Genomic DNA, 19,843 nt, shown 5'->3' with positions numbered 1-19,843 from the left:
AATTCTCCGTCAATTCCCCGTAGGCCCGGGTCTTGCGCGGCCGTCGTCCCCTCAATCCTCGACCTCATCATCCTCCAAGACCGACTCCACGTCCTCCACCTCTATCTCAACTGTGGTCTCGCCCTCGATCACGTAGCCGGTGGTGAGAGTGGCCTTGACCAACCCGGTATCCTCCGCTCCCGGGATGCCTCCCGGTTCCCTAGGGGATTTATCGTCGCCGCGAGGAAGGTCCTGGCCCATCTCCCGCCAGAGGCTCAGCCCCCCGGAGGCCTCCGCCTGGGCGGACCTCTCGTCCGCTGGAACCGCGTCCTCATCGGCGGAGGCTTCGCCGGGATAGAACTCCACCACGATGTCGCAGTTCCGTTCCTTGGACATGAATTCCTGCACGAGGTTTTCGAGACTCTCCGCAACGGTGGGCTGGGACGGCTTTCCCGTGGTGCCCGTGTCGCCTTCCTCTTCCCCCGGCGCCACCCCTCCACCACGCACAGTGAGACACAGGGTGCCAGGTGGGGTTCTTTCGGGTATCTTGACCTCGATGACCTTCGTCTCGGCGACACCCCTGAACGGCAGGAGTCTGACCTTGACCTCGATAGTATCCCCGGGCTTGGCTACCTTGGCCGCAGTCTCCGCATAGTGAATCCTGGCCGTGCGCCTTGCTTCCTCCACCTCGAAGTCGGCCTTCACACCCGTGACCTCTACTTCGGCAAACTCATTGTCGATGATGGTAGCAATGGCGTCCGCCACCTCACTGATGGACGCGGCCGAGATGTCAGACGGGCTATAGAACATGTTCTCCCTGACTATGGGTCTGGGCAGACCCTTCCCTTCCACTTGGAACCTCACGCTGGAGGTTCCCCGCCCGATTCTGTCCACGGTGGCGTCGAGGCACGACAAGACGACTGCTGCGGCAAGATCCGTCGATAGCATCTCGTCTCGAACGATGTCGGCCCTAAGCATCCTGGCTCTGCCTGTATCGCGGTCGCGCACCGAGACTGTGACGGGGACGCTCGGCGGCTTCGTGCCGATATCCGCAAGGACCCCATGCGTTCTGTCCTGGACGATCGTGCCGGCCAGGCCCAGGGGGCTCGCGATCTTGAACGGCATGGTTTCGCCGGCCACCACCACGTAGACCTCGGCCCCCGCAGCGAAGTAGCTCGCGTTCCCTCTGCCCAGGAGCGAGTGACCAAAGGCAAGTACTTCACTGCCTTGCCGGTATGTGACGGTGCCTATCGCCGTCACCGACACGTCTCCCCTGACGAGCTGAACGCCAATGCAGCTCCCGGGCTCGAGATTTGCGGGGGGCGCATTTCCCAGGGGTCCCTTCCCGCCTACGGCGCCTTGGATGGGCATGAGTCCGAAGGGTCTAAGCCCCTTCGACAACCGATCGAACGCCCGCCTGCTCGCGCCGCTAACCATCACGGGCGTCGCGACGGGGACCATCACGAGCGTCCCCTCAGACGCTTGGCTTGCAAGCCGTGCCGCTTCGTCTTTGGAGGCCGCGAGCACCACACGCTGGGCAAGGCCGTCTCCGATCCTCACCGGCTCCGGAAGACTGGCCACGCCTGGAACCGGCCTCTTCGCCGCCGCAAACACTTTGAGCATCTCTTCGATGGGTGTCACGAGGCCCACGAAGTGGTCCGCGTTCTCGAATCCGAAGGAGATGGCTCCCACGAGACGGCCGTTCACGTAAACGGGGCTGCCGCTCATTCCCGCCGCGATGCCGCCCGAAGCCTCCACGGTCTTGCCTCCCACGCGCACCAGCACGAGGTCGCCGGTGGCGGTCTCCCCTTTGACGACCGCGAGGATCTCCACGTCGAACGTGTCTATGCGGGTGCCTTGCACGACAGTCTTTCCGATGCCCTTCATGCCCGGGCGCAGCTCCGCCACGGTCATGAACGCCTGATTCTCTGACGCGAGGGCGGGACCATCCACTGTGACGACGACGCCCGCGAACACCGCGACAAGACAGAGAACGATCGCAAACTCGAGCGACCGCACCGCCCGGGGCATGTTCCGATGCACTGGAATCTGGGCCATCAACACGCTCTCCCTTCCCGGTTCGGCCTCGCGCGCCGACGGCTCGGCTTCACGCGCAAGCCTCACCAATGTCTCACCCATGTCTATCATGGCAATGTCACGGTGATGTCACGGAATCCGACGGCAACGGGCCGACGGGAGCGGGTTTCGGAAGGCTCGAGAAGACCAATATGGCATCCGCAACCGTCCTCTCCCGCCCGTCGGAGGGAGTGTTCATGACGTATTCGCGGACCACCATGGTAGACGATCCGCCACCATCAAAGTTCAGCGCGTCCTTCGCGCCGAGTTCGATCATGAGGTTGGCGAGCTCCTCGAGAGTGACCCCTATGCTATGGTGAGCCTGTCTGCCTGTGACGGCAACAAGCAAGAGCTTGCCGTCGAAAGTGACCCCAGCGGCGGTACGCGGTGCCCGACCAACGGCCACGTCCGCCTTGAACCTCTCCTCTCCCGACGTGACGTGCACCTTGCCATCCTTGACCAGCCTGGGGCCTCCCCCGACGGCGTGGACCACACCAAGCGTTCTCCAGTCAGGGATGAGGTTGCCTTGCTCGTCCAATGAGACGTTGTCTATCACGATGGCGCCGTCCGACGTGATCCCGAGTGCTGTGCGGTTCATCAAGGGAGGCGCCTTCATTCGCCCGTCGATGATCATGAGTCCCAGCGGCGTGCCGTCGGCCGAGTGGAACACCCCGTTCACCCCTGCGATCGCGCCCTCCCTCGCCACGAGCTCGCTGACCCTGGCCAGACCGGTCGCGCCGTTCTTTCCTGCTAACGTGGGTCGCACCGAGACGGTCGGATCTTTGACGTCGACCTCGAGGACGTCTACTGTGAGCGGCCCTGCCGGGGTCCCCTTGTTCACCACCGTGTAGCGCACCCCGCGAGTTACTGTGAGCGAGGCTTTGGTGTCGTACAGTTTCGGCACGTCCACGACGAACCTTGCAGGGTCTTTGAGCCAAAACGCTTTCACGTCGGGCAGGACGTAGTTGAAGTCCAAGACCGCCTTGGCCTTTCCGTTCTCCGGAGGAGCGACCCTCACCTGGTTAACCGCGACGTCGCCGATGACTCGGTCTATCGCGCCCCACACGCACGTGCTCTCGAAAGTCACCACGACTCGCGACGGGTTCTTCATCTGGACGACCTCGTATCCGGTCTCTCCCGTGAAGTCGAAGACAACCCGCACCCTGTCGGGATAGATACTGAATCTTACGTCGGTCATGACAGTCTTCGGATCGTCCTGGCCGCGCAGATACACCACCTTCGACTGGGCATCCCAGCTTACCTCGTATTCGCCGGTTATCGCCAGAAGGTCCGCGGGCACGAACGGTATACCGGCCGCCGTGGTAGGTGCCTCGGCGAATTCCCGGACCTCGCCCGATGACAACCTCCACTTGCGCTGATGTAGCACCACCTCGATGGCATTCGCCGGTGATCCGCCAGGTATGCTGAATGTGAGCCGCTGTGAGGCAGGATCGTACCTCATGGGCATCTTGAGCGTCTCTGACACGAACGTCGCGGGCAGCAACAAGCATTGTCCCCTGAACACTGCGGGAATCGCAAGCGGTCCATTCGCCGTCCCTATGATGATCCCCGCCTGATCAGGGGTGCCTCCGCCAGGCATCGTCTGCGAAAGCGCGCTACCACACAGCAGAACCACAACCACTGCCGCCCAGGTCGCCGCAGCCGCCACCGTGGTGACCCGCCGAAGCGCTCGTCGCGCCGAGCCCGCCCCGGCTTTGCCCCCAACGTTTGATGTGAAACGGGAACGTTCCATCGCCGCCCGCCTCCTCTCATCCTTCGATTCCCAAAGCTCCATTTAGTGTTCGCTACGGGATCGTTCTATCCTCTCCTGCCATCGATGAACGTGCGTGCCAAATTGTGGACGAGGCGTGGCCGCACTCACCTCAGCCTCAGAAGGTGAGCTCGCCTGAAACCGAGCTTCCCGTGACCCCATTCCCGACGCTCTACTCGATCGGTGTCCTGTACGTCGGCTACCACGTCGGCCACGCCAGGATCCGCCGGTGCCCAACGCTGCTTTTGCGACGTTCGCCGCCGCGCTCCCTGTGGATACGTGGGGTCGTTCCGGGCGCACGATGTCTGCCGCCACGCGCGCACCGATTGACGCCGGAGGGACATCTAGCTGCCTGCAAAGGTACGAGGCTGAGGCGGGACTGCGATACGAGGAGTCGGCACGACGAGGCGATGCGGCCCGTCACACGGACCTCGTCGCCACGACGACGCTCTCTCTGAACCTATCCAGGGCATCGAGGATCTTGCCCGTTCCAAGGACAACGCAACTCATGGGGTCCTCCGCGGTCTGTACCGGTATACCGGTCTCGTCGGCGAGCAGGTTCGTGAGACCCGAGAGCAGCGACCCACCTCCGGTGCACACGATGCCCTTGTCGACTATGTCGGCGGCTAGCTCTGGCGGCGTGCGCTCGAGCACTCCCTTGACCCCGTCTACTATCTCGGCGATCGGCTCCGTGAGAGCCTGGAAAGTCTCAGCGGACGTGAACTTGATGGTCCGTGGAAGGCCGGTCACGAGGTCGCGGCCTCGGATCTCGGTGGACAGCCCCTCGCCTTGGGGATACGCTGTTCCGATCTGGATCTTGATGTCTTCGGCGGTCCTCTCCCCGATCATCAAGTTGTAAACCTTCTTGATGTACCTGATGATCGCCTCGTCGAATTTGTCCCCCCCAACGCGACGCGACTCGGTCACGACGATGCCTGACAGGGAGATGACCGCGATGTCCGTCGTTCCGCCTCCTATGTCCACCACCATGTTCCCTGAGGGCTCCGAGATGTCGATGCCCGCGCCGAGGGCCGCGGCCATGGGCTCCTCGATGAGGTATGTCTGGCGTGCTCCGGCCTGAGTGGCCGCCTCCAGTACCGCGCGGCGTTCGACCCCCGTGACTCCAGACGGAACACAGATGACCACGCGCGGCCGTATGAAAGTGTGCCTGCCGCACGCCTTGGCCAGGAAATGGCGCAGCATCGTCTCGGTGATGTCGTAATCGGCGATGACACCGTCTTTCATTGGGCGCACTGCCGTGATGGTCCCAGGCGTCCTACCGATCATCCGCCGGGCATCCTCGCCGACGGCAAGCACCTTCCTGGTCTCGCTGTCGAGAGCCACCACGGACGGCTCGCGGATGACCACGCCTTTGCCTTTTACGTACACCTTCGTATTGGCAGTGCCCAGATCTATTCCCACATCCACCGAAAGCCCGAACATGGCTCAACTCCTCCCGAGCCCGCGCCCCACGAGGAGGGCAGCCCATCCTCCGGCGACATCAGGGGGCTTATCCACCGCTCCCACACGAAAAAACCCCACGAGGGGACATTCTACAGACCAGAAGGATCTCCTCCCCAAGATTGGAACCTAGCTCTTCTTTTGACGGTACTTCTTCCGCGTGGCCTCTCCTCCGCGGATGTGCCGCTCCGCTTTGTTCTGCTCGAGGATGCGCTTGACTTTCCGCGAGAGCTGCTTGCTGATGAGTGGCAGTCTTTCCGTGACGTCTTTGTGGACAGTGCTCTTGCTCACGTTGTATAGCTTGGCAGCCTGTCTGACCGTGGACTTGGTCTCGATGATGTGGCCAGCCACGTCCAGCACCCGACGCCGGATGTATTCTCTCATCTCGCCTGCCCCCCTGCCCCCGGTTTGATACAATGTATATTCGGAGAGCAGCGAGATATGTCAGGCCCTGCCGGGGCAGGGCCTTTTGCCTCACCTAGAGATTCTCTTCAGATGTTCACAGGAACTTCCTGGGGTCCTGTGCCTTGCCGCCGCTGATGACCTCGAAGTGGACGTAACACCCTGACGTGACCCCCGAAGACCCGGCCATGCCTATGGATTCGCCTTGGGCCACCGAATCCCCGCAAGACGCCGGACTAGACTCAAGGTGGCAGTACTTGGTGCGGAGTCCTCCTTCGTGCTCGAGCACTACGTACAGCCCAAGCTGCCTGTCGGTGTCCACCTCGACTACCTTGCCGGACAGCGCCGCCCGAACGGGGATGCCCTCGGAAGCGGCGATGTCAATTCCCGTATGATAACGCCAGTCGGCGAACACCGGGTGTCTTCTCCACCCGAACTCCGAGATGATCCTCCCCTGCACCGGCATGAGCATCTTCTCACGCCTGGATGCCTGCGCCGTCGTTTCCTTAGGGGTCTGGACGGAGGAACCGGCGGGCCTCGCCGCGGAAGATCCGCCAGACGCGGCAGGCATCTCGGGCTTTGCGGCAGCGCCGCCCGCGCCTTCGCGATCCGCGGAACGCAGGGACTCCGGTTGGAGCGATGATGCCGTCGCCGGCAGCTGCGACTGGGAAGGGGTCGTCACTCCCAGACTCGGCACCGGCCCCACCACTCCCCTCCCTTCATCATCAGAAGACGAGCCAGCCCCGGAGACGGGCGCGATCACGCCCGGTTGCCCTGACTCTTCCGCCGCTTGGCGCGGCCCCTCCTCACCCACGACGGAAGGCTCGGTTCCAGGCTCGTGAGAGCTTACATGCTCGATGGTGACGTACCCTTGATCCAGAGGCGCCGCGGGCGGCGCGGTGACCCGCCCGAGAGCCACTCCGAGCCCGAACGCGACTCCTCCCATGATCACGACTATCGCTGCTTCGCGCGGCGGCATGATTCTCAGGATGCCGCGCCACGCGCCCACCATTCCCCGCCTCGCTCCTCGCAGCACCCGCCGGGCGTGTGCGGCGAGGCGCGCCCAGATTCCCCCCACAGAAAGCCTTTTGTGCCTTCTCCTCGTCCTTCCCTCCATACCATCACCCCGGCGTATATTCTCCCCTGTTGTTTCCTGTCTATGCAGCCTTATGCAGACGCCGAACAGGGTGAGTGGTGGGAAGGGCACTGGACGATGCGGAGGCGGTCAGGGTAGCTGCTCGGGCGCAAGCGCCGCGAAGACCGTGACCTCGGTGCCGGGATAATAGTGTCTGAGAATGTCCGCGTAGGTCTTCCCCGCCTGGGCCATGACCTGCGCCCCGTACTGGGACATGCCCACTCCGTGGCCGTAGCCGGTGGTAACGAAGCACACCTTGTCTCCCACGATTCGGCAAGTGAGCTTGGTGGAGCGAAGTCCCAAGAGCTCGCGCAGAGAGTGCCCAGAGAATACCTTGTCGCCCACGCGGATCTCCCTGACCCTACCGGCCGGTGTAACGCTCAGCACCTCGATGGGCCGGTCCATTCTTTCCTCTGCGACGACTTGCACATCTTTACCGGCAACCTTGTACGTCCTCACCTTCCTCTCAGTGAGTTTCACACCGAGCCTCTTTTCGAGTTCCGTCACGGTGAACTCCACGAGCTGCTGGAAGCTGGGTTCTCGAGCCTCGAACTCCGTGGACACCGCCCGCAGGTACGGGACGGCCGCCTGCCACACATCCTCGGAGTCCTCGGTCGACCCACCCGAGGCCGCATGGTAGTACGCCTCAATGGGCTCGCCCCGGTACGTGACGATCTTCCCCGAGGTCGATTCCACTGCGCTCGCTATCTTCCGAGCATAGGCGTGGTATTCGAGGTAGCCGAGCTTCTTTCGCAACTCGTCGTCGGATATCCACGCCTGGCAGTGCAGGTGATCAGTGCACACGTCGGCGCCTGGGTGAGCCGAACACCCGGGACCGCCGAACTGCCTCATTCTCTTGACCGCGAACGTACGCGCCGCCACAGCTTGCGCTTTCAGCGCTTCCGTTCCAAACGACGCCGGCATCTCAGCAGCCACAACCCCTCGCACGTACTCGTCGAGGGGCATCTCCACCGTTTGCCCGGTCGCGGTCACGAATACCCGGACGGTGGGCCCCGCCGCCTGTTGCCGCGGCTCGACCCCGTAGTCGCAACCTCTTACCAGCACGGAAGGCACCACGAGGACGACCAGTATACAGAACCCGACGGAGAAGATCACCGCCCTGTCCATCCAGCCTGCCCCCTGATGAACGACAGCCGCTTGTCTATGGTGGACTCCTGGCTATCCTTACGCGGTTCGGGGGCAGAATAGAACACGCCCCGAAAGAGTGCGCCCGGCCGCGTTCCAGTTGCGGCCGGGCGCCGTTCTCCATCTGCTGCGGGTTCCGACCCCGCAGTGCCCAAAGACCGGTCCTTCCCTTCGTCCCCAATTGTCCTTCCCTTCGTCTCGTCCCCTTCGTCTGCCCTAACCCGGCCGCGCGCGTCCCGTGCCTACAGTGCGCCCGCGCCGGCCGCCAAAGACTCTCGGACATCGGTGCGTCTTTCGATCACCGCCCCGAGCATGCGTAGCTTGTGCTCGATGGCCTCGTACCCGCGATCGATGTGACCCACACCGAAGATCTCGGTCTCGCCCCGCGACGCTAGCGCCGCTACCACAAGCGCTGCACCAGCCCGGAGGTCCGTAGCCCTCACCGGAGCTCCTGAGAGAGTCTCCACTCCCTCTACCACTGCGGATCGGCCGTCTATCTTGATCCTCGCACCCATTCGGGCGAGCTCGTCAACGTGCATGAACCTGTTCTCGAAGACTGTCTCGGTGATGACGCTCGTTCCACTCGCAATGGAAAGGAGCGCCATGAATTGAGCTTGTAGGTCTGTGGGGAACCCTGGATACGGCATGGTCTTGATGTCGAGAGGCCGGACTTCACCCGAAGAGCTCACGCGCAGGCTCGACCCTTGTGTCTCTACAACAGCGCCCGCCTCGCGCAACTTTGATATGGTGGCCGCAAGATGTTCGGGGACCACGTTGTCGATCAGCACGTCACCGCGGGTGATCACCGCGGCTGCCATGTACGTGCCGGCCTCGATGCGGTCAGGCACAATGGTGTGAGAAGCCCCGCGGAGTTCGTCAACACCTTCGATCTTTACAACGCCGGTGCCCGCGCCCCTTACCTTGGCGCCCATGGCAGAGAGAAGGTTCGCCAGATCGACCACCTCAGGCTCCTGAGCAGCGTTTTCGATGACCGTGACACCGTCGGCCAAGACAGCCGCCATCAGAGCGTTCTCGGTCGCTCCAACGCTGGGGTAGTCCAGGTACACCCGCGCGCCTCGCAACCCGGCGGCGGGCGCCACAGCCTCGATGCAGCCGTTCCCGATGGTGAGATCCGCCCCCATGGCCGCAAACGCCTTTAGGTGAAGGTTTATCGGCCTAGAGCCGATCGCGCATCCGCCAGGCATTGGCATGCGCGCAACTCCGAAGCGCGCCAGGAGCGGGCCCGCGACCAGAAACGATGCCCTCATCCGCCTGACAAGGTCATACGGCGCCGGCCGTGCCGTCGCCCGAGGAGCGCGAAGCCTCACGCGACCGGGTGTCATGTTCACACACACACCGAGGTTGTCAAGGAGCTCGCACATTGTTCCCACGTCGTCCAGGGCGGGAACCCCTGTCAGGACGACCTCGTCAGCAGTGAGAAGCGCCGCCGCTATGGCGGGCAGCGCAGCGTTCTTCGCGCCGCTTATGACCACCCGGCCCGAAAGCCTCACCCCTCCCCGGATGAGGATGCTGTCCAAGCGGTTTCCTCCTCTCAGAACGGCCCGGCGACTGCCCAGGCAACCCGGCCTCTTGACGGCCTCTTGCGGCCGCGGAGAACCCCAACTGGGCTTCCGACAGCCACGGAGTGAGTGTACCATCGGAGGCTTACGTCTTCAACTGGATATTCAACCCCGGATACCCAATTAATGGCAGAGGACGAGCCCCGGGTTACCCGCAGAAATCCTCCGGGCGCTCTCGGCAAATGCCTAACCTCCACAGGACCGCTGCGAGGATGCGCTCCGATGCATGGCCGTCGCCGTATGGATTGCGGGCGCATGCCATCCTCTGGTAGGCCTCGGGATCCTCCAGAAGCTCCCGCGTGCGCTCGACGATGCGTCTGCGGTCCGTCCCCGCGAGAACGAGCGTGCCTGCCTCGAGGCCTTCGGGGCGCTCGGTGACGTTGCGCAAGACCACGACAGGCTTGTCCAGGGACGGCGCCTCCTCTTGCAGCCCACCCGAGTCCGTAAGCACCATGTAGCACCGTTTCATGAGCGCCACCATGGCCTGATAGTCCACAGGGTCTATGAGATGGACCCGCTGGACGCCTCCAAGCACGTCGATCACATCCGTCCTCACGAGCGGGTTCATGTGGACCGGAAAGACGATCTCCACGTCGGGTCGGGCGTCCACGATGTCCTTGAGTGCGTGACAGATCTCGCGCATGGGCTCTCCCCAGTTCTCCCGGCGGTGCGCCGTGACGAGGAGCACTTTCCTGTGGTCGAAATCGATGGCGGCAAGGACCGGGTCCCGAAACTCGTACGGTCGCCTCGCTACGTCAATGAGGGCGTCTATCACAGTGTTGCCCGTCACGTGGACCGCCTCTTCCCTTACCCCTTCCGCCAGTAGGTTCCTCTTGTGGTTCTCCACGGGCGCGAAATGAATGTCAGCTAGACACCCCGTAAGCCGCCTGTTCATTTCCTCCGGGAATGGAGAGTACTTGTCGTGGGTCCGGAGCCCCGCCTCGACATGGCCGACCTGCACCTGGTGGTAGAACGCGACGAGGCTCGCAATGAACGTGGTCGACGTGTCACCGTGGACCAAGACGAGGTCGGGCTTCTCCTTCGCCATGGCGGCCTCGAGCCCGGCGATTGCCCGCGTGGCTATGTCGGCAAGGGATTGTCCCTCACGCATGATGTCGAGGTCGTAGTCGGGCTCGACATCGAACAGGTCTAGAACCTGGTCGAGCATCTCTCGGTGCTGCGCGGTCACCGCGACCACGCACTTGATGGCGTCGCAGCCCTGCATGGTGCTCACTACGGGTGCCATCTTTATAGCCTCCGGGCGCGTCCCGAAGACCAGCATGACCTTCTTTCGCGACATGAGAGGACCTCCTCACCCCGGCGTGCGGCCATCCCACGACCGGTCGGGCGGACCGGACCCCGCGGACGCATCGCGCTACCACCTTCCGGCGCCTCTATCCGGCGGGTGCGTCTTGCCTATCTATGGGGAGCCTGGGTGCGCGTTTGGGCCGTAGTACGGGTGTAAGTCCTGCCAGGCCGACTCACACCGGCCACGAGGAAGCCGAGCACCAGCACGACGGCCAAGTACAGCGTGACCGTTGCGTGAACCCGCGCCACCAACACGGCGATCGAAGCAAGCAGGCCGCTTACGAGGTAAATCAGGACCACCGCGCCGCGGTGGGAGAACCCCCTCGCGAGCAGGCGGTGATGGATGTGGTCCTTGTCGGCCCGATAGAATGGGGTTCCATTGTGGACTCTGCGCGCGATGGCGAAAGCGGTATCGATGATCGGCACTCCCAGAGCAAACATGGGGACGGCGAGAGCGATGGTGGCGGCGCCTTTCAGAGCCCCTTCCACTGAGACCACCGCCACTGAGTAACCAAGGAACATGGCGCCCGCGTCGCCCATGAATATCTTCGCGGGGTTGAAGTTGAACGGGAGAAACCCGACCGCGCCACCGGCAAGGGCGATCGCAAGAGTGGCGGCGAAGACTTGGCCGCGGGCGGCGGCCACCCAGAAGAGCGCAAAGGCCGCGATGGACGACACCCCTGCGGCGAGCCCGTCGAGGCCGTCGAGGAAGTTCACGACGTTCGTGAGGGCGAGTATCCAGAGAACCGTCAGAGGGGCGCCCCACCAGCCCAGGTACACCATTCCGGGGCCGAAGGGATTGGTCACGAACTCGATGCGCACACCGAGCCACACCGCCACGAGCGCCGCAACGAGCTGACCAGCGAATTTCGGCAAGGCGCCGAGTTCGCGCATGTCATCGCGTACCCCGACCGCGAAGACCACGGCAGCCCCCGCCAGCAGACCCACTGTGTCGCCGCCGAGGCCCACCCGGTGAAGGACCGTCATCACGAACCCCGCGAATATCGCCACTCCACCCAGCACCGGCATGGGCAACCTGTGAACCGTGCGTGCATTCGGCATGTACACCAGGCCCGCGCGCAAGGCGCAGGCGCGCACTATCGGCGTGAGAACAAGGGTCACTGCGAAGGCTTCCGCGAACGCGAGGGCATACGAAGACATACCGGTTTCGCACTTCCTCTCCGACTGAACGAGCCTTGACCATATCCTGCGCGACAGGCGCTGTCCCAACGCCCGGCAGGAACCCGCGGCTGGACGTCCCTTGGGGACGTCCAGCTCCGGGCCTAGTCAACCCCATTCTAACCTTGCCGGGAAACGCCCGTCAAGGTGGCCCAACACGAAATGGCTCGTCGACCAGCCTGCTGCGAGATGAAAGGAAGCGTCTCACATTTATCCCCGCGTCTCCAAGGATCACCGACGCGAGCTCGTCTGGGTAGTCCCCGGCGTACACTATCTCTAGCACGCCCGCGTTCACCAGCATCTTGGCGCAGAGGACGCACGGATGGTTTGTACAGTATATGGTCGCCCCCTTGATGCTTATGCCGTGCAGTGCCGCCTGGATTATGACGTTCTGCTCCGCATGCAGACCTCTGCACAGCTCGTGTCTCTCACCCGAAGGTACTTCACGCTCAGCGCGAAGGCACCCTACCTCGCCGCAGTGGGCCAGGCCCGTCGGCGCGCCGTTGTACCCTGTCGCAAGGATACGTCTGTCCCTCACGGCAATGGCGCCGACTTGTCGGCGGAGGCACGTGGAGCGGCTGGCCACCAGCTTCGCGATCTCCATGAAGTACTCGTCCCACGAAGGCCGCCCGAGGGTCTTGGCCACGGTCTCGCGTTTCAAACGATGTCGCCTCTCCCTCTCATTTCGTTCCGAACAGCCTGTCCCCCGCATCACCCAGGCCGGGCACGATGTACCCGTGGGAATTCAGGCGCTCGTCTATGGCCGCCGTGAAGATGTCGACGTCTGGGTGGTTCTGTTGCACCATCTTGATGCCCTCCGGCGCGGCGATGAGCACCACCAGCTTGATGTTGGTCGCGCCGCGATCCTTGATGAACTTGATGGCCGCCGTGGCGGACCCACCCGTCGCGAGCATCGGATCCACGACTATCAAGTCACGCTCGGACACGTCCGGTGGAAGCTTGCAGTAATAGTCAACGGGTCTCAGGGTCTCCGGGTCACGGTAGATGCCGATATGGCCGACTTTCGCCGCGGGTATCAACCTCAGCATGCCGTCGACCATGCCGAGGCCTGCTCTGAGGATGGCGATGATACCGACCTTCCTTCCCGCGATCACCTTGGTCTTGGCCTTCCCTATCGGCGTCTCTACCTCCGCGTCCGTGAGAGGAAAGTCCCGCGTGACCTCGTATGCCATTAGGGTCGCGACCTCGCTCACGAGGTCACGGAAGTCTTTCGACCCGGTGTTCTTGTCCCTGATGAACGTGAGCTTGTGCTGAATGAGAGGATGATCGATTAGATGGACTCTGGACATTCTCACTTCCCCTTTCCCGCTTCTCCAAGAGCGATCTTCTCCAGCCGTCGGGCGTGTCGACCGCCCGCAAAGCCCGTCTCAAGGAATGTCTTGACGATATCGCGTGCCGCCTCCGGCCCGATGACCCTAGCTCCTAGTGCGAGGACATTCGCGTCGTTGTGCTCTCGGGCAAGCCTTGCGACCTGAGCGTCTCCCACCAGCGCGGCTCGCACCCCCGGCACCTTGTTCGCCACGATGGACATGCCAATGCCTGTCCCGCAGATGAGGACCCCTCTATCGGACCGGCCGGAGGCGACGTCCTTCGCCACACGGTAGCCCACGTCGGGGTAGTCCACTGGGTCCGCCGAGGGCGCCCCGAAGTCCTCCACCTCATGCCCTAAGGACTCGATGAACCCTTTCAAGATCTCCTTCATCTCGAAGCCCGCATGGTCGCTGCCGATGGCGACTCTCACTCGCGCAACACCTCCTGACAAGCACACAACGGTTCTACTCAACTCTGGGAGGTTCCTCCGAGGGCGCGCGGCTCTCGATCGACATCCCTCTGATCCTTCTCGTCGCGCCGTCGACCGCTCTCCTGAGGTCGTCAGCGGCGGCGCGGTACACTTCGATGGAGCCTCCGAATGGGTCGTGAGTGTCTGGACCAAGCTCCGACTCGAGGCCCGCGAACTCGTTCAGGGTGAAGACCTTGCCCTCCGACGACGGGCATATTCTCGTCACAGCTTGCTTGTGAGCCGATGTCATCACGAGCACCACATCTGCGCCTTCGACCATGTCCCTGGTAAGAAGCCTAGCGCGGTGCGACGAAATGTCCACTCCGCGCTCCGCCAGGGCGGCTTTGGCATTCTCCGACGCAGGGTCGCCCTCGCGTGCGAAAATCCCGGCGGACTCGACGACCACTCCCTCGGCGCCGCCAAACTCCTCGGCGAGGGCATGTCGCAGCATGGCCTCGGCCATGGCGCTCCTACATGTGTTGCCTGTGCACACCACGAGAATCCGCCTCGGCAGCGTCATCGCGCGCCACCTCCTGCGCCACCTCCATGGATCTGCCCTTCCAACCCCCGCGATCGTGCCCCACGTTCCGCCGCGTCGCCACAGCGCTGCGTCGCGTTCACGGCACCGCCCGCTTGCCCCCGGGCGTAGACGACGCGGCCACCCGAAGCGCGCCGAAGCCTGTTCATGATGGCGAAGCCCAGGCCCGCTTGGTCGAACCCCTCGGCGAACACGACGTCCAACGCATCCCCATCGAACGAGCGAAGTGTGGAGAAGAGGGCAGCCGCCACACTCGCCAAGTCCTTTCGCGATCCCACGGCACGCACCACGTCGGCCCTGCCAGCGTAGAGGCCCTCCGTCTCTCTGGAGCACATCACGCCCGCTCTCTTTCCTACGGCGCGACAGGCCTCCGCCTCGAGGATTATGCGCCCGACAACGGCTCGAGGCTCGCCCTCCACTAGAACCACAGGGGTCTTCGGAGCATAGTGCGTATACTTCATCCCGGGTGACGGGACCGCGCCCCCAGGGTCCAAGGCAACGAGATCCGCGGAAGCCACCGCCACCTCCCCAAGGGTCTCTTCGAGCTCCTCGACGCTGACCCCTCCGGGTCGAAGCACTTGCGGAGGGCTCGAGGTCATGTCAATCACGGTTGACTCAACGCCCACCGTGGAACTGCCTCCGTCTAGAACCATGTCGATCCTCCCGGCCAAGTCCGCGACCACGTGCTCCGCCGACGTGGGGCTCGGGCGGCCCGACACATTCGCACTGGGCGCAGCGATGGGAACCCCCGTCTCCGCTATCAGGGTCAGGGCGATGGTGTTGTCCGGCATCCGAACCCCGACAGTGGGAAGGCCGGCCGTAACCTCGTCCGGCACCTCCGGCCTCTTCGGAAGGACGAGTGTGAGCGGTCCGGGCCAAAACCTCTCCATTAGCCGTTGCGCGAGAGGTGGGATACCTGCCACGACGCGCCGGGCATCCTCCGGGGTGGCCACATGGAGTATGAGGGGGTTATCCTGCGGCCGTCCCTTGGCCGCGAATATCCTCGCGACAGCCGAAGCCGAGAGGCCGTTCGCACCAAGGCCGTACACGGTCTCCGTGGGAAACGCCACGAGACCACCGGCGCGAATGATCCCCGCAGCCCGACGGATGACGCCAACGTCAGGCCGACCTGGGTCCAGCCTCACAACCTCGGTCCCGTTCACTATCACGCTGGTGCACCTTTCCACCCTGCCCGGCGGCCGCGCACCTAAGCCGGCCGGCCGCCGCGCCCCCTTTCCCGCGACTGCCTTTCTCACAGGCGAGAAATGCCCGCCATGACAACGCGTTCGATTCCCGCGTAGTCCAGCACTACCTCGGCATCTGCGTATCCGAACTCCTCCTTGGCAAGGAGCCTCACCGTCTCCGCCTGGTCGTGGCCGACCTCGAGCGCCACGAATCCGTCAGGCGCGAGATATGCCCGAGCGCCACCAAGGATCGCCCTTGTGAAGTCGAGCCCGGCTTCACCCCCCGCGAGGGCCGCGCGCGGCTCCTTGGATACTTCAGGCGGGAGGCCTGCCATCATTCTGCGGGAGAGGTACGGAGGATTGCTCACCACCGCCAGGATCCTGCCCTCGAGACCTCGCCCCGCAAGGGGTGATAGAAGATCGCCCTCCAGGAACTCGATCCTGTCCAGGACCTCGTGACGTCTGGCGTTTTCGCGTGCCACGCGAAGCGCCTCCGGAGAGATGTCCACCGCTATCACCGAAGCTTGACGCAGGAACCAGGCGATGCTCACCGCTATGGCGCCGCTGCCGGTGCCTATGTCGGCAACGAGAACAGGCGCCCCGGCGCCCAATTCGCGCAATCGCGCTATGACCGCTTCGACCAAGGTCTCCGTCTCGGGCCTCGGAATGAGCACGTTCTGGTCCACGAGGAATTCGAGGGACATGAACTCTTTCCTGCCTGTTATGTACGCGACAGGCAGCCTCGTGAGCCTCCGCTCTATGGCTGCCTGATAATCCTGCCACTCGCCCGCGTCGAACACTTGTTCCGGATGGGCGTACAGGTGCTCCCGCCCCGTTCCGAGCACGTGCGCCAGCAACACCTCGGCGTCCAGACGCGGGGTCGGGATCCCAGCTTCGGCGAGGCGCGCAGTGGCCGCTCGGAGCGCATCACGCACCGAGACTGTCCCGACAGGCCTAGCCAATCTTCTTCAACCTCTCGCTCTGATCGACCGTGATGAGCCCCGTGATTATCTCGTCGAGGTTCCCCTCCAGGACTTGTCCCAGCTTGTATAGGGTCAGGTCGATTCTATGGTCCGTCACACGGTTCTGAGGGAAGTTGTACGTTCGGATTCGCTCGCTCCGCTCGCCCGTGCCCACCTGCATCCGTCGCGCCTCGTCCACCTCTGCCTTCTGCTCCTGCTGGAGCTTGTCGAGCAGACGGGCGCGCAGCACACGCAGGGCCTTCTCCTTGTTCTTGAGCTGCGACTTTTCATCCTGGCAGGTCACGACCATGCCTGTGGGAAGGTGGGTCACTCGCACTGCTGAGTCGGTGGTATTGACGCTCTGCCCGCCATGGCCCGTGGACCGGTACACGTCTATGCGAAGATCCTCGGGGCGGATTTCCACGTCGACCTCCTCAGCCTCGGGCAGTACGGCAACGGTCGCCGTAGACGTGTGTATACGCCCGCCCGCTTCCGTAGTGGGCACGCGCTGCACCCTGTGCACGCCGCTTTCGTACTTCAGCTTGCTGAACGCCCCACGCCCCTGGACCGCGAATATCACCTCTTTGAATCCCCCCAGATCAGTGGGGTTCGAGCTCATGATCTCGATCTGCCATCCCTGCTGTTCCGCGTATCGAGCGTACATCCTGTAGAGGTCAGCCGCGAAGAGCGCGGCTTCCTCGCCGCCCGTGCCCGCCCTGATCTCCACGATGACGTCTTTCTCATCGTTGGGGTCTTTGGGAAGCAGAAGGATCTTGAGCTCCTTCTCGAGTCGAGCCTCCTCGTCCTTCAGCCTGTCCAGCTCGGATTGGAGGAAGTCCTCCAGTTCGGGTTCCACGCCGGATCTCAGCATCTCCTTGGCCTCACTCATCTCGGCGCGGGTCTTCTTGTATTGCCTGTACTTCAGAACGATCTCTTCGAGGCTGGCGTGAGCCTTCGCCGACCTCTGGAACCTCGCCTGGTCCGCCACTATCTCCGGATCGGCAAGCATCGCCTCGAGATCCTCATACCTCTGTTCGAGCGCGTCAAGCCTGTCCAGCATCCATCTCACCCCCAATACAGCGACAGGACAGGGCACCGGCCGCTCAGCCGCCGTCCGCCTCGAGCACGCCCTTTAGAGCGGCGATAGCCACCTCGAGCTGGGCATCATCAGGCTCTCGCGTCGTCAACCTCTGCAGCCAGAGGCCGGGCGCGATGGCCAACTCGACTATCCTCGGAGGCCTGCGCCGGCCGGCGAGCCTCACCACCTCGTAGGATACCCCGGTGACGAGCGGTAGAAGAGCCAGCCGCGTCGCAATCCGTACCAGCAGCGACGTCCTTCCCAGCAAAGAGAAGACGAGCACCATGATGACCATCACGATGAGCAGAAAAGCCGTGCCACACCTCGGGTGGAGCGTGCTGTGCCGTTTGGCGTTCTCCACCGCGAGATCCTCTCCGGCCTCAAAGCTGTGGATGACTTTGTGCTCGGCGCCGTGATACTGAAACACCCGTTGGATGTCCTGCAGTCGCGATACGGCGACGATGTACCCGAGGAACACCAGGAGGCGGAACACCCCTTCGGCCAGGTTCACGGCGACGGTGGACCGCATCCATCGCTGTAAGAGGACGGCCACGAGGTTCGGCAGCACTATGAAGAGTGCTATGAAAACCGCCAAGGACATGAGGAGAGTGAGAGTAAGCTCCCATGGCTTCAGCTTCTCTCCCTCGGCCTCTCCCACTGCCTGGTCCGCCGAGAACATGAGCGCGCGGATGCCTATGACGAGCGTCTCCACGAACGCTACCACCCCGCGCACGAAGGCGAGGCGGAGCGTAGGATGTTTCGTCGCGAGCGTTCCGATGGGTTGGCTATGGATGGCGACGGAATGGTCGGGCCGCCTCACGGCTATGGCAATACACCGTCTGCCTCGCATCATCACACCCTCGATGACCGCCTGACCGCCGTAAAAGAACTCCTCGCTCAAATCGAAAGCGCCCCCTTGCCGGGCACCACATGGCACCTGCGGCACCTCGCTTGATAAGACTCCTTCGCCCCGACGAGCACTACGGGATCATTGAAGTTCGCAGGCACCCCATTGATGATCCTCTGGCTCCTTGTGGCGGGCGCTCCGCACACCTCGCACACTGCATCGAGTTTGGTCACGTGGTCGGCTATGGCCATGACCTTCGCTACCTGGATGAAGGGCTCCCCTCGGAAATCCGTGTCGAGCCCGGCCACGATCACGTGTACGCCGTTCCCCGCAAGGGTGTCGCACACCCTTACCAAGGCTTCATCAAAGAACTGAGCCTCGTCTATGGCGACCACGTCCGCGGCTCCCGCGCTCGTCCGGAGCACCTCCACCGCCCTTGTCACGAGGACAGCCTCGATCCTGCCCCCGGCATGGGAGCTGACCTCCTGCACGCTGTACCTGTCGTCGATGGCCGGTTTGAAAACCTGAACATCCAGCCCCGCGATCTTCGCCCTCCTCACCCGGCGGATGAGTTCCTCAGTCTTGCCGCTGTACATCGGTCCTACTATTGCGTCGATCCGCCCTGGCGACTCCACCTTTGCCAACGCGTTTCCCCTCTTCACAAAAACAGAGCCGCCTGGGGCTCTGCTTCCTCGTCAAATAGATTGGTTCCGTCATTACAGACCATGTCGCTTCTTGAACCTCTCCACCCGGCCGCCGGTGTCGACTATCCTCTGCTTGCCGGTGAACATCGGGTGGCACTTCGAGCATATCTCGACCCTGAGATCCTTTCGGGTCGAGCCGACTTCGAATCTCTCCCCGCACGCGCAAGTAACGGTGGTGATGAAGTACTCCGGATGTATTCCCTTCTTCAACTGGCTCACCTCCTGGACACGCCGCGTCAACGACAGCTATTGACAACAGTCAGCGGTGTCATTATAGCACAAAGGACCTCCCTCTTCAATGGCACTATCCATGCACCTGTGCGTCCGGAGCTTGCGCCCGGAGGAGCACACATGTCGAAGGAGCGTACATGCGGGAAGCGGCTGGACCGACTCGCCCATCCGCTTCCACCGCGTTCCTCTCCGCTGCCTTCAGAGTCACCGCGGTCACCTCAGCCTCATGAACACAGTGTCCCTCATCACCTTGGAGCGAACCACGTCGATGTGATCCTCCCTCAGCACGCCCTCGCGCAGGCACTCCTTGCGGGACCCTTTGGCTTTCTCCCTGTCGTTGTCTATCTCAACCGATATCCTGATGCTGCCAACCGTCAGTACCATCGTGCGACCCTCCCTTGCGTACAGGTACGCGACTTCTCCACGAATTCCCCCGAGGCTCCTCCAAGCGGCCGAGCGCA

General features: G+C 63.3%; 20 protein-coding genes. All 20 read right to left on the bottom strand.

Annotated features, from left to right (window positions below; all coding sequences use genetic code 11):
• Positions 1 to 51: 51 nt before the first annotated feature.
• Entirely contained in the window at positions 52 to 2,103 is a 2,052-nt protein-coding gene (locus NUW12_00190; protein MCR4401194.1) for a hypothetical protein, read from the bottom strand.
• 31 nt (positions 2,104 to 2,134) lie between these two features.
• On the bottom strand, positions 2,135 to 3,808 hold the full coding sequence (locus NUW12_00185) for a phosphodiester glycosidase family protein (GenBank protein MCR4401193.1): 1,674 nt from the start codon (positions 3,806 to 3,808) through the stop codon (positions 2,135 to 2,137).
• A 438-nt stretch (positions 3,809 to 4,246) separates the two neighbouring features.
• Entirely contained in the window at positions 4,247 to 5,269 is a 1,023-nt protein-coding gene (locus NUW12_00180) for a rod shape-determining protein (GenBank protein MCR4401192.1), read from the bottom strand.
• Positions 5,270 to 5,416: 147 nt separating this feature from the next.
• Positions 5,417 to 5,671, bottom strand: coding sequence for a sporulation transcriptional regulator SpoIIID (gene spoIIID, locus NUW12_00175; protein MCR4401191.1), 255 nt, complete (start codon positions 5,669 to 5,671; stop codon positions 5,417 to 5,419).
• Positions 5,672 to 5,786: 115 nt separating this feature from the next.
• Positions 5,787 to 6,701 (bottom strand): peptidoglycan DD-metalloendopeptidase family protein, encoded by a 915-nt coding sequence (locus tag NUW12_00170; GenBank protein MCR4401190.1) that lies wholly within the window; start codon positions 6,699 to 6,701, stop codon positions 5,787 to 5,789.
• Positions 6,702 to 6,914: 213 nt separating this feature from the next.
• Positions 6,915 to 7,952, bottom strand: coding sequence for a stage II sporulation protein D (gene spoIID, locus NUW12_00165; protein ID MCR4401189.1), 1,038 nt, complete (start codon positions 7,950 to 7,952; stop codon positions 6,915 to 6,917).
• A gap of 260 nt (positions 7,953 to 8,212) precedes the next feature.
• Positions 8,213 to 9,508 (bottom strand): UDP-N-acetylglucosamine 1-carboxyvinyltransferase, encoded by a 1,296-nt coding sequence (murA, locus tag NUW12_00160; protein ID MCR4401188.1) that lies wholly within the window; start codon positions 9,506 to 9,508, stop codon positions 8,213 to 8,215.
• 190 nt (positions 9,509 to 9,698) lie between these two features.
• Positions 9,699 to 10,850 carry a UDP-N-acetylglucosamine 2-epimerase (non-hydrolyzing) gene (wecB, locus tag NUW12_00155; GenBank protein MCR4401187.1) on the bottom strand — a complete coding sequence of 384 codons (1,152 nt, stop codon included), beginning with the start codon at positions 10,848 to 10,850 and terminating at the stop codon, positions 9,699 to 9,701.
• A 116-nt stretch (positions 10,851 to 10,966) separates the two neighbouring features.
• Complete coding sequence (locus NUW12_00150) at positions 10,967 to 12,019, bottom strand: undecaprenyl/decaprenyl-phosphate alpha-N-acetylglucosaminyl 1-phosphate transferase (GenBank protein MCR4401186.1); 1,053 nt, start codon at positions 12,017 to 12,019, stop codon at positions 10,967 to 10,969.
• A gap of 160 nt (positions 12,020 to 12,179) precedes the next feature.
• Positions 12,180 to 12,698, bottom strand: a complete 519-nt coding sequence (locus NUW12_00145; protein ID MCR4401185.1) for a cytidine/deoxycytidylate deaminase family protein — start codon at positions 12,696 to 12,698, stop codon at positions 12,180 to 12,182.
• A gap of 19 nt (positions 12,699 to 12,717) precedes the next feature.
• The gene (upp, locus tag NUW12_00140; protein MCR4401184.1) at positions 12,718 to 13,347 is read right to left on the bottom strand and encodes a uracil phosphoribosyltransferase; all 630 of its coding nucleotides are present in this window, start codon (positions 13,345 to 13,347) and stop codon (positions 12,718 to 12,720) included.
• Positions 13,348 to 13,349: 2 nt separating this feature from the next.
• Positions 13,350 to 13,799, bottom strand: coding sequence for a ribose 5-phosphate isomerase B (gene rpiB / locus NUW12_00135; GenBank protein MCR4401183.1), 450 nt, complete (start codon positions 13,797 to 13,799; stop codon positions 13,350 to 13,352).
• A 34-nt stretch (positions 13,800 to 13,833) separates the two neighbouring features.
• Entirely contained in the window at positions 13,834 to 14,358 is a 525-nt protein-coding gene (locus NUW12_00130) for a low molecular weight protein arginine phosphatase (protein MCR4401182.1), read from the bottom strand.
• Complete coding sequence (locus tag NUW12_00125; protein ID MCR4401181.1) at positions 14,355 to 15,539, bottom strand: L-threonylcarbamoyladenylate synthase; 1,185 nt, start codon at positions 15,537 to 15,539, stop codon at positions 14,355 to 14,357. Before NUW12_00125 ends, NUW12_00130 begins: the two co-directional genes overlap by 4 nt.
• An 89-nt stretch (positions 15,540 to 15,628) precedes the next feature.
• Entirely contained in the window at positions 15,629 to 16,522 is an 894-nt protein-coding gene (gene prmC, locus NUW12_00120; GenBank protein MCR4401180.1) for a peptide chain release factor N(5)-glutamine methyltransferase, read from the bottom strand.
• Positions 16,515 to 17,582: a peptide chain release factor 1 gene (gene prfA, locus NUW12_00115; protein MCR4401179.1), complete on the bottom strand. Its 1,068-nt coding sequence runs from the start codon at positions 17,580 to 17,582 to the stop codon at positions 16,515 to 16,517. Before prfA ends, prmC begins: the two co-directional genes overlap by 8 nt.
• A gap of 43 nt (positions 17,583 to 17,625) precedes the next feature.
• Positions 17,626 to 18,501, bottom strand: coding sequence for a DUF1385 domain-containing protein (locus NUW12_00110; protein ID MCR4401178.1), 876 nt, complete (start codon positions 18,499 to 18,501; stop codon positions 17,626 to 17,628).
• Entirely contained in the window at positions 18,498 to 19,091 is a 594-nt protein-coding gene (locus tag NUW12_00105) for a thymidine kinase (protein MCR4401177.1), read from the bottom strand. Before NUW12_00105 ends, NUW12_00110 begins: the two co-directional genes overlap by 4 nt.
• Before the next feature lie 72 nt (positions 19,092 to 19,163).
• The gene (gene rpmE / locus NUW12_00100; protein ID MCR4401176.1) at positions 19,164 to 19,361 is read right to left on the bottom strand and encodes a 50S ribosomal protein L31; all 198 of its coding nucleotides are present in this window, start codon (positions 19,359 to 19,361) and stop codon (positions 19,164 to 19,166) included.
• A 234-nt stretch (positions 19,362 to 19,595) separates the two neighbouring features.
• Positions 19,596 to 19,766 carry a hypothetical protein gene (locus NUW12_00095; protein ID MCR4401175.1) on the bottom strand — a complete coding sequence of 57 codons (171 nt, stop codon included), beginning with the start codon at positions 19,764 to 19,766 and terminating at the stop codon, positions 19,596 to 19,598.
• Between the last annotated feature and the right edge of the window lie 77 nt (positions 19,767 to 19,843).

This window comes from Bacillota bacterium (genome assembly GCA_024653485.1).
GTDB lineage: Bacteria > Bacillota > SHA-98 > UBA4971 > UBA4971 > UBA6256.
Note: the sequence above shows the minus strand (reverse complement) of the source record. Positions and strands in the feature narration are given on the sequence as shown.

Coding starts and splice junctions, on each gene's coding strand:
- spoIIID (MCR4401191.1), bottom strand. CDS start 5,671: ATGAGAGAATACATCCGGCGTCGGGTGCTGGACGTGGCTGGCCACATC.
- NUW12_00130 (MCR4401182.1), bottom strand. CDS start 14,358: ATGACGCTGCCGAGGCGGATTCTCGTGGTGTGCACAGGCAACACATGT.
- NUW12_00185 (MCR4401193.1), bottom strand. CDS start 3,808: ATGGAACGTTCCCGTTTCACATCAAACGTTGGGGGCAAAGCCGGGGCG.
- NUW12_00150 (MCR4401186.1), bottom strand. CDS start 12,019: ATGTCTTCGTATGCCCTCGCGTTCGCGGAAGCCTTCGCAGTGACCCTT.
- NUW12_00180 (MCR4401192.1), bottom strand. CDS start 5,269: ATGTTCGGGCTTTCGGTGGATGTGGGAATAGATCTGGGCACTGCCAAT.
- wecB (MCR4401187.1), bottom strand. CDS start 10,850: ATGTCGCGAAAGAAGGTCATGCTGGTCTTCGGGACGCGCCCGGAGGCT.
- prfA (MCR4401179.1), bottom strand. CDS start 17,582: ATGCTGGACAGGCTTGACGCGCTCGAACAGAGGTATGAGGATCTCGAG.
- upp (MCR4401184.1), bottom strand. CDS start 13,347: ATGTCCAGAGTCCATCTAATCGATCATCCTCTCATTCAGCACAAGCTC.
- NUW12_00170 (MCR4401190.1), bottom strand. CDS start 6,701: ATGGTGGGCGCGTGGCGCGGCATCCTGAGAATCATGCCGCCGCGCGAA.
- spoIID (MCR4401189.1), bottom strand. CDS start 7,952: ATGGACAGGGCGGTGATCTTCTCCGTCGGGTTCTGTATACTGGTCGTC.
- NUW12_00095 (MCR4401175.1), bottom strand. CDS start 19,766: ATGGTACTGACGGTTGGCAGCATCAGGATATCGGTTGAGATAGACAAC.